13 protein-coding genes are annotated in these 8,553 nt (G+C 71.2%); 4 read left to right on the top strand and 9 right to left on the bottom strand.

Annotation, left to right across the window (positions count from 1 at the left end; translation table 11 throughout):
- Positions 1 to 200 (bottom strand): helix-turn-helix transcriptional regulator (locus tag KUTG_RS61010; protein ID WP_043716702.1); only part of this gene is annotated, 200 nt, incomplete at its 3' end.
- A gap of 59 nt (positions 201 to 259) precedes the next feature.
- Between KUTG_RS61010 and KUTG_RS11160 the strand changes: the two genes are divergently transcribed.
- Positions 260 to 937 (top strand): alpha/beta fold hydrolase, encoded by a 678-nt coding sequence (locus tag KUTG_RS11160; RefSeq protein WP_043716701.1) that lies wholly within the window; start codon positions 260 to 262, stop codon positions 935 to 937.
- Here KUTG_RS11160 and KUTG_RS11155 read toward each other — a convergent pair.
- On the bottom strand, positions 921 to 1,988 hold the full coding sequence (locus tag KUTG_RS11155) for a WD40 repeat domain-containing protein (RefSeq protein ID WP_198047095.1): 1,068 nt from the start codon (positions 1,986 to 1,988) through the stop codon (positions 921 to 923). The two genes, KUTG_RS11160 and KUTG_RS11155, sit on opposite strands and share 17 nt — an antisense overlap.
- A 113-nt stretch (positions 1,989 to 2,101) precedes the next feature.
- Between KUTG_RS11155 and KUTG_RS11150 the strand changes: the two genes are divergently transcribed.
- Complete coding sequence (locus KUTG_RS11150) at positions 2,102 to 2,461, top strand: YciI family protein (RefSeq protein ID WP_157494459.1); 360 nt, start codon at positions 2,102 to 2,104, stop codon at positions 2,459 to 2,461.
- A 70-nt stretch (positions 2,462 to 2,531) separates the two neighbouring features.
- Here KUTG_RS11150 and KUTG_RS58295 read toward each other — a convergent pair whose 3' ends face one another.
- The gene (locus KUTG_RS58295) at positions 2,532 to 3,125 is read right to left on the bottom strand and encodes a TetR/AcrR family transcriptional regulator C-terminal domain-containing protein (RefSeq protein ID WP_198047094.1); all 594 of its coding nucleotides are present in this window, start codon (positions 3,123 to 3,125) and stop codon (positions 2,532 to 2,534) included.
- Positions 3,126 to 3,224: 99 nt separating this feature from the next.
- On the opposite strand from KUTG_RS58295, the gene KUTG_RS11140 reads away from it, so the two are divergent.
- On the top strand, positions 3,225 to 4,151 hold the full coding sequence (locus KUTG_RS11140; RefSeq protein WP_043716700.1) for a quinone oxidoreductase family protein: 927 nt from the start codon (positions 3,225 to 3,227) through the stop codon (positions 4,149 to 4,151).
- Here the strand turns inward: KUTG_RS11140 and KUTG_RS11135 are convergent.
- Both KUTG_RS11135 and KUTG_RS11130 read right to left on the bottom strand, forming a co-directional pair.
- Positions 4,148 to 4,573: a MarR family winged helix-turn-helix transcriptional regulator gene (locus KUTG_RS11135; protein ID WP_043716698.1), complete on the bottom strand. Its 426-nt coding sequence runs from the start codon at positions 4,571 to 4,573 to the stop codon at positions 4,148 to 4,150. The genes KUTG_RS11140 and KUTG_RS11135 overlap by 4 nt on opposite strands.
- A 10-nt stretch (positions 4,574 to 4,583) precedes the next feature.
- Positions 4,584 to 5,423, bottom strand: coding sequence for a LysR family transcriptional regulator (locus tag KUTG_RS11130; RefSeq protein ID WP_043716696.1), 840 nt, complete (start codon positions 5,421 to 5,423; stop codon positions 4,584 to 4,586).
- Positions 5,424 to 5,493: 70 nt separating this feature from the next.
- Between KUTG_RS11130 and KUTG_RS11125 the strand changes: the two genes are divergently transcribed.
- Positions 5,494 to 6,366, top strand: coding sequence for an NAD(P)H-binding protein (locus tag KUTG_RS11125; protein ID WP_043716695.1), 873 nt, complete (start codon positions 5,494 to 5,496; stop codon positions 6,364 to 6,366).
- Here KUTG_RS11125 and KUTG_RS11120 read toward each other — a convergent pair.
- The 4 genes from KUTG_RS11120 to KUTG_RS11105 are packed head-to-tail and all read right to left on the bottom strand — an operon-like array spanning position 6,356 to position 8,439.
- A complete protein-coding gene (locus tag KUTG_RS11120; RefSeq protein ID WP_043716694.1) occupies positions 6,356 to 6,643 on the bottom strand; it encodes a DUF1905 domain-containing protein in 288 nt (95 codons plus the stop codon). The genes KUTG_RS11125 and KUTG_RS11120 overlap by 11 nt on opposite strands.
- A complete protein-coding gene (locus KUTG_RS11115; protein WP_052394325.1) occupies positions 6,643 to 7,185 on the bottom strand; it encodes a mycothiol transferase in 543 nt (180 codons plus the stop codon). The genes KUTG_RS11120 and KUTG_RS11115 overlap by 1 nt, the downstream gene beginning before the upstream one ends.
- A complete protein-coding gene (locus KUTG_RS11110) occupies positions 7,182 to 8,018 on the bottom strand; it encodes a DinB family protein (protein ID WP_052394324.1) in 837 nt (278 codons plus the stop codon). Before KUTG_RS11110 ends, KUTG_RS11115 begins: the two co-directional genes overlap by 4 nt.
- A gap of 1 nt (position 8,019) precedes the next feature.
- Positions 8,020 to 8,439 carry a nuclear transport factor 2 family protein gene (locus KUTG_RS11105; protein ID WP_043716693.1) on the bottom strand — a complete coding sequence of 140 codons (420 nt, stop codon included), beginning with the start codon at positions 8,437 to 8,439 and terminating at the stop codon, positions 8,020 to 8,022.
- Between the last annotated feature and the right edge of the window lie 114 nt (positions 8,440 to 8,553).

Genomic DNA, 8,553 nt, shown 5'->3' with positions numbered 1-8,553 from the left:
CCGAGCCGGTAGCCGCCGTGCGGGCCGCGGACCGACTCGACCGGGATGCCGGCCTCGCGCAGGATGCCGACGTAGCGCCGGGCGGCGCGCTCGGTCACGCCCAGGCGCTCGGCCAGCTCGTCCGCCGTGGTGCCGGGCCGGGTCTGGAGGATCTCCAGGGTCCGCAGCGCCCGCGCGGTGGGGCTGATGTCGGTGCTCACGTCAGCAGGCTAGGTGAACCGGAAGCCGAACGTCCGGAATTGCTCCTAGGCTGCCCCGCATGGACATTCTGCTCGCCTCCGGCCTGTGGCTGGACGGGTCGACCGCGTGGGACGACGTCGTGGCCGCCCTGGACCACCGGGCCGTGCCGATCACCCTGCCCGGCCAGGGCGACGGCAACGCCGCCGCCACCCTCGACGACCAGCTCGCGGCCGTGCTGTCCGCCGTGGACTCGGCGGAGGAAAACCCCGTGGTGGTCGGGCATTCCGCCGCCTGCACGCTGGCCTGGCTGGCCGCCGACCGGAGGCCGGACCGGGTGGCCGGGGTCGTGCTCATCGGCGGTTTCCCGACCTCGGACGGCCAGCCCTACGCCGACTTCTTCGAGATCCGCGACGGCGCGATGGCCTTCCCCGGCTGGGATCCGTTCGAGGGCCCGGACATCGCCGACCTCGACGCCGCCACCCGGCAGCGCATGGCCGCCGCCGCGATCCCCGTGCCCGAGGGCGTGGCCACCGGCGTCGTCCGCTACACCGACGAACGCCGCTTCGCCGTGCCCGTCACGCTCGTGTGCCCGGAGTTCAGCCCCGAGCAGGCCAAGAAGTGGATCGACGGCGGCGAGGTCGCCGAGCTGGCCAAGGCCGAGCGTGTGGAGTACGTGGACATCGACTCCGGGCACTGGCCGATGGCCACCAAGCCTGTTGAGCTGGCCCGGATGCTCGACGCTATTGCTGCGAGTTGACCTCCGCCTGAAGCCGCAGCCAGGTCGGATCGGTCGGCTCGGCCTCGGCCACGGTGGCCGGGTCGTCCCAGCTGCGGGTGCCGTCGGTCTTGGTGGCGACCGACCAGACGTCGGCGTCGGCGGGAATCTCGTTGGTGGCGGTCAGGAATCCTTCGACACCAACGGGATCCGCCGGCGCGGCGGCGGTGATCAGCACGAGCTCGCCGGCGGTGGCCACGACGACGTTGCCGGTCGCCATGGCGGCCAGGGCGGTGATCGGGGCACCCACCAGTTCGTCGTGTCCGACGGCGTTCCCGTCGGCGACGTCGATCTCGACCAAGGACCCGCTCGGCGTGCCGATCCACAGCGCGGCGCCGAACGCGATGTTGTGCCGCGACCAGGAGTCCATCTCCGCCCGCCAGTCGTCCGGGATCGGGTAGCCGGGGAAGGGGGCGCCGAGCGTCGTGGACAGCACGCGCCGCAGCGATGGAAACTCGAATACCGCCAACGTGTTCTCGTACGCGTTGCCACGGATGGCGATGTGCCGGCCGTCGGCGCTGAAGATCGGCGCCCGGTACCCGTCGACGTCCAGGATCAGCGCACGATCCAGCAGGCGCAGCGCTCCCCGGTTGACGCGGGCGAACACCGCCAGCGTCGCGCCCTGCTCGCTCTGCAACGCCACCGCCAACCCGCCGGCCGGATGCACCGCGAGCCCGGTGTCCCAGCGCGGACCGGATTCGACCCTGCCGTTGGTGATCGCGTCGGCGTGGTCCCAGTCGCCTTCGCTCGGCGAGGCGAAGACCGTCTCGCCGTCGGGGCTGAACGCCAGGTAGTCGTAGTGGTCGGCGAGATCCGACGGTGCCACGCCGTCCGGCGTCCAGCGCACGGTTCTGTTCAGCAGCAACGGTTCCGTCGGGTGCCAGGCCACAGGGCCGCTGGCCGCGACGACCTGGGGCGCGCCCTGGCCGTCCCAGATGTGGATCACGTCCGGGCCGATGCCGGCGATCAGGGGCAGTCGCGGGTGGCCGATCAGCCGCTCGATCGGGCCGGCCGGCACACGGTTGATGATCACGGTGCCACGGTACGGGGACCGGCGGCGAATTTTGGGCGTTTTCGCAGCACAGCGGGGGATCGTCTGCTGGGATCGTGGGACGGACCGGCCGAGCGACGACAGGGAGCACGACGATGCGGTTCCTCATGATGCACCGGATGGACGAGAGCCTGCCCGAGGCCTGGAACCCCAGCCCGGAGTTCATCCAGAAAATGGGCGAGAAGATCGGGGACTGGACCGCCCGCGGCATCCTCATCACGGCCGAGGGCGTGCACCCGTCGGCCAAGGGCGCCCTGGTGCGCAAGACCGCCGCCGGCTCCATCGCCTCGACCGACGGCCCGTTCACCGAGGCCAAGGAGGTCATCGGCGGCTTCGCGCTGATCAACGCCGACAGTCGCGAGCAGGCCGTGGCCTACGCCGAGGAATACGCCGCGCTCTTCACGGAGATCGAGGTCGAGGTGCGCCAGGTCGTCGAGTTCGAGGACCTTCAGTAGACAACACCGTCAGTAGCGCACACCGTCAGCAGAGCTGACGTTCAGGGGGCCGGCCGATTCCGGCCGGCCCTCAGGTCGCGGCGCGGATGCCCGTGATGATCAGCCGCAGCCCGTGCTCGAAGTGCTCGTCGGGATGGGGCGCCGGCACGAACTCGATGGCCGCCGCCAGGTTCGCGTACGGCTCGACGGCCGCGGTCAGCCGTTCAGCGCCCTCGTCGGTCAACGCCAGCTGGTGCTCGATCGTATGGGCCACAACGTGATACGTGACGGTGTCGGCGGTCCAGGCGGCGTCGCGAGGCGACAGGCCGGCCTCCAGTAGCGCCCCGATCATCGCGTCCCCGTAGGCCAGGGCGTTGGGCAGCGGGAAGAACACCGCCGAGTAGACGCGCGCCCCGTCACGGCGGCTCAGCAGCGCCCGTCGAAGCCGTCGCGCGAGGTCAGCGACCCGTGTGTCCCACGGCCCGGTCACGCCTTCGGCGACCCCGGTCAGCAGCTCGTCGGCCATGGCCTCCAACAGGGCCTGCTTGCTGCGGAAATGCCAGTACGTGGCCCCGTTCTGCACGCCGAGGGCGGTGGTCAGCCGCCGCATGGTCAGCTGGTCGAGCCCGACCTCGTCGAGCAGGTCGAGCGCGGCGGACAACACCTGCTCGCGATTGAGCCGCACGGGCCTCTCCTCAATGACGCGTTTGACGACGGCCACCAGTATGCCGCAGACTTCAACGACGTTGAAGTTCAACAGCGTTGAAGTCACGAGGGGATTGGCATGCGTCGTGTCGTCTTTCGCCGCTACGGCGGACCCGAGGTGCTGGAAATGGACCACGCCGAGCGGCCGGAGCCGGGCGAGGGGCAGGTGCTGGTCGAGGTGGACGCGATCGGCGTCAGCCTGCCGATCGTGCGCCTGAGCAGGGGCAACAGTGCCGAGCTGCCGCACGTCCCCGGCGGCGAGGTGGTCGGCCGCGTGGTGGCGATCGGCCCGAACGTCACCGACTTCCGACTGGGGCAACGCGTGGCGGGCCTGGCCTTCTCCGGCGCCTACGCCGAGTTCGCCACGGTCGTGGCGCCGTTCCTCGCCCACGTCCCGGACGGCGTCGACGACGCGGCGGCGGTTTCGCTGGTCCGCGGCGGTCAGGTCGCCCTCGGCACCCTCCGCGCGGCGGCAATGCACCCGGGCGAGAGCGTGTTGATCACTGCGGCGGCCGGGGCCGTCGGCCACCTCGCGATCCAGCTGGCCAACGCCTTCGGCGCGAGCCGGGTCGTGGCCGCGGTCAGCGACGAGAGCAAGGCCGACTTCCTACGCGGCATCGGGGCGCACGAGGTCATCCGCTACGACCAGACCGCGTCCCGGCCGGTCGACGTCGTGCTCGACGGGGCCGGCGGCGAGGCCCAGAACGCGGCCCTGAACCAGCTGGCGCCGTTCGGCCGCCTCGTCTCGTTCAACGCGGCGGGGGAGAAGGTGGACGTCAACGAGCTCCGCTTCCACGGCCGCACTATCATCGGCTTTGCCATGGCGCACTTGGCTTCCCGTCGCCCGGAGGTCTACGCTCGACACCGCCGGGAACTGTGGGACCTGCACGCGCGAGGTGCCCTGAAGCCGGCCGTCCACGCCACGCTGCCGCTCGAAGAAGCCGCCCAGGCGCACCGGATCATGGAGGCACGGGCCAACCTCGGCAAGATCGTGCTGACGCCCTAGATCCCTTCGGCGAGCCGCTCGATCAGCGGCACGGCGAAGGCCAGCGCGGCCAACTCCTCCTCGGAGAAGCCGGAGCCGAGGGCGGCGGCCAGCTGCCGGGCGTGGGCGGCCCGCTTGCGGCGCAACACTTCCCGCCCCGACTCGCTGGCCGACATGATGATCCGGCGGCCGTCGTGCGGATCGTTGCGGCGCTCGACCAGGCCGCGCTGCTCCAGCCCGCCGAGGGTGGTGGCCATGGCTTGCGGGGTGATCTGCTCCGCCCGCGCCAGTTCGGCCGACGTCGACGGCCCGCCACGGTCCAAACGGGACAGTGCCGAGCGCTCCGGCAGGGTGAGCTCCCCGGGCGTCGCGGCCTGGCGGAGTCGGCGCGCGAGCAGGCTCACGCTGTCCTGCAACGCGGAAGCCAGATCGTCGACGTCCATGGGCGCGAGCCTAGCCTGCGGTGGCCGGCACCAGGCTGGCCACTGTCATCGCCGTGCGCACGAACGCGGCGACGGCCGGCGAGCGGGCCTCGCGGGGCCAGGCCACGGCGATGGTGATCGGGTCGAGGTCGAGCACCGGCCGGTAGACGATGCCGGGCCGGGCATGGCGGCGGGTGACCGACAACGGCGGATACCAGACGATCTTGCCCAGCTCGACCAGGCCGAAGATCTGCGCCAGATCCAGCGGCCGGCCGCCGCTGACGTCGCCCGGCCCCGGCCGCCCGGCCAGGTCGGCCTGGCGCAGGGTTTCCTTGGCCACCAACGGATCCGTCGCGGCCAGGGCGACGAAGCAGGGCTCGGTCGTCAACGGCTCGAAGTCGATGTCCCGGTCGTCGAACGGGGCCGGGACGAGGGCGACGTCGGCCCGGCCGTCACGCAGGGCCGGGGCCTGCTCGCCGCGGCCGCCCATGTGCACCGACACCGGAACGGCGGCGTCTTCTTGTTCGTACAGAGCCAAGATCTGCGGCAGCAGCCCGCCGTCGTAGTCGGCCTTGAGGGTCAGTCGAAGCCCGGGCTCGTCCCGGCCGGCGTGCTGGGCCCGCCGCCCGGCCGCTGCGACGGCGTCCAGCGCGGCCAGCCCGTCCCGCAGCAGCACCTCGCCGGCCGGGGTGAGCGAGACCTGCCGAGTGGTGCGGATCAACAGCTGCACGCCGAGTTGCCGCTCCAGGTCCCGGATCGCCCGGGACAGCGGCGGCTGCGCCATGCCCAGTCGTTCGGCGGCCCGCCCGAAGTGCAGTTCCTCGGCCACCGCGACGAAATACCGGAGCTGCCGGACCTCCAGGTCACTCATATCTCCAGGGTATCAATCACAACCGGATCGGTCATTCCGTTTTTCCGGGGCCGGCGGTTGACTTCAGGACATGATCGTTGTGACCACCCCGACCGGATCCATCGGCAGCAAGGTGCTCCGGAACCTGCTCGACCACGACGCCAAGGTCCGCGTGATCGTGCGCGACCCGGCCCGCCTGCCCGAAGACGTCAGAGAACGAATCGAGGTCGTCCCCGGCTCGCACGGCGACGCCGATGTCGTCAACACCGCCTTCGCCGGCGCGGACGCCGTGTTCTGGTTGGCGCCGCCGAACTTTCGGGCCGAGAGTCTCGACGCGGCCTACCGCGACTTCGCCCGCGCCGCCTGCGACGCCTTCACCAGCCAGGGCGTGCACCGCGTCGTCGGCGTCTCCGCCCTCGGCCGCGGCACGGCCGTCGCAGACCGGGCCGGCTTCGTCACGGCCGCGCTGGCCATGGACGACCTGATCGCCGACACCGGCGTCAACTTCCGCGCCCTGGCGTTGCCCGGCTTCATGGACAACGTGCTGCGGGATCTCGCGGAGATCGTCGAGCACGGGGTCTACCGCACGCCGCTGCACCCCGACCTGAGGCTGCCGCACTGCGCCACCAAGGACATCGCCGCCGCGGCCACCCGGCTGCTGCTCGACGACACCTGGACCGGCCAGGGCCATGTGGCCGTGCTCGGCCCGGAAGACATCTCCAGCAACGAGATGGCGGCGATCATGGGCGATGTGCTCGGCCGGACCGTCCACTGTGAACACGTTGAGCCCGAGGCTTTCCTGGCCGGGCTGCGGGCCTCCGGCGCGACCGAGGCCGTCGTCCGAGGCTTCTACGACATGATGACAGCCAAGAACAACGGCCTGGACAACGCCGAGCCGCGTACCCCGGAATCCAGCAGCCCCACCGGTTTCCGCCAGTGGTGCGAGGAGAACCTCAAGAGCTGACCGCCAGCCGGAGGTCGACGACCATGCCCTCGTCGACGTCCTCGGCCCGGCGCACCTTCGCCTTCAGCGGCACGAGATAGCGGCCGTCCTTGGGGAACATGGACGTCTGCCAGGTGGTGTCGCCGAGGGTGACGGTGCACGGCACGCAGCCCCAGCCGTACGAGACCGCCGCCGACACCTCGTGCAGCTCGCGGCACTGATCCTCGGGCATCGTCACGAAGTAGAACGGCGACGGCCCGCGCCAGTGCCAGATCTCGCCGCTGAAACGGAACTCCATCACGGGGCGTCCTCCCCGACCCGACCGTCGATCGCCTCGCGGATCAGGTCGGCGTGGCCGGTGTGCCGGGCGTACTCCTCGATCATGTCGGTCAGCAGCCGGCGCAGGCTGGGCGTGCCCCAGCCGGGGAACTCCTGCCCCTTGGCCCGGTCGAGGCCACCGTCGGCGAGCGCCTCCGCGACCAGCCGCCGCGACCGCTCCACGGCCGCCCGCCAGTCCCGCCAGGTCTGCTCGACATCGCTGCCCGGGCCCCATTCCCAGTCGGATTCCCAGTCCGCGCGGGTGGGGCTCGGGCCGCCGTTCAGTTTCCACACGAACGTCGACGCCTCGCACCGGGTCAGGTGGCGCAGCAGTCCGCCGAGGGTGATCGACGACTTGCCGATCTGGGTCGACATGGCGGCGGCGTCGAGGCCGGCGCACTTCCAGGCCAGCACCCGGCGATTGCGCTCCAGAGTGCGCACCAGCGTGGTCAGCTCGTCGCCGGCCACCGGCGGCTCGGCCTCGACGCCGTCGAACAGCACGTCTACGAAGGGCTCGGTCATGCCGACACGGTAGAACCAGTTCCGGACGATCCCCTACCGGAATCGACACTGCCGGAATCGACACGGCCGGAAAGTACGTCCAGATCGCGTTCGGCGTACAGCCGGTGCTCCCACTCCTCGTTCAGCACGGTCAGCAGGCACTCCCGCACCGGGAAGCTCTCCCCGGACGGCGGCCAGCCGACGCCGTCGGCCGGCTCGGTGTCGCCGGCCAGGAACTCCTCGGTCAGGTCGTCGACCAGCTCCCGCACCGTGGCCATCCGGTCCCGCCGCAGCTCCAGCACCTCGTCCAGCGACGGCCGCGCCGCCCGGTCGCGGGGCACGCCCGGGGTGTCGGGCATCTCGTCCCACGGCAGGGAAAGCTCGTGCCACGGCGCCGGCTGGCCGAGAATTCCCCGGTAGATCCAGCATTCGGTGGCGAACACCAGGTGCCGCTGGGTCTCGATGAACGACCACTCGCCGTCCACGGATTCGTGCAGCAGCGCGGGATCGAAGGTGCGGGCCCGTCGAACGGTCCGGTCCCACAGGCGTTCCACCACGTCCCACGCGGTGCGGAAGCCGGCCGGGTCGGTGGGCCGCATCTTCGCCCGGTCGGGGTGCCGGCGGTCCAGCTCGGCCTCGACCAGCGGGCCGATGTCGACCCCGTTCACGGTGACGTTGACCAGCTCACCGGTGATGTCCACGTTGCGCAGCTCCAGGCCGTGCAGGGTGGCGTCCTTGACCAGCGCCCCACGCATCTTCACGTCGGTCAGGTTGACGGAACGGAACTCGGCCCCGATGAACCGGACGCGCTCGAACCGGGAGCCGCTGAGATCCTCGCGGATGAACTCGGGCATGTCAGGACTGTAGGTGCCGGCTCAAGTCCCCGCGCAGGTGAATCGTGACCCGCCGTTCGGCGAACCGCCAGCGGCCGTCGACGCGCGCGAAGGCGTCCCGGTAGCGGCCGGCGGCGATGCACTGCAGCGGAAAGTCCGGTAGGGCCTGGAAAATCGTCACGTACGCGTGCGTGACGGCAGTGTCGCCGTCGACCTCGATGATCAGGTTGCTGGTGGCGTGCTGGGTGCCGGGCGTGCCGTCCTCGTAACGGATGACGGTGTTCTCCAGCATCGCCGTGACGGCCTCGCGGCCGGTGAACTCGCCGACGCCGACGAAGGTGGCCTCGGCGAACAGGTCGCCGACGCCGGCGAAGTCGCCGGTGTCGACCAGGAGGGCGTAGCGGGCGATCAGGTTCTGGATCGCCACGTGATCGTCGGGCATGGGCCCATCATCGCCGCCACCGGGCGCCGGCCGCCGGTCGAAGCGCCGGGTTGGCGGGATGTGTGCGGCCCTGTGAGGTTTCGCCTACCACAGCCTAGGAAAGCGGTCGTGGCA

The organism is Kutzneria sp. 744 (genome assembly GCF_000568255.1).
Lineage (GTDB): Bacteria > Actinomycetota > Actinomycetes > Mycobacteriales > Pseudonocardiaceae > Kutzneria.
This window is presented reverse-complemented; position numbering and strand designations above follow the sequence as displayed.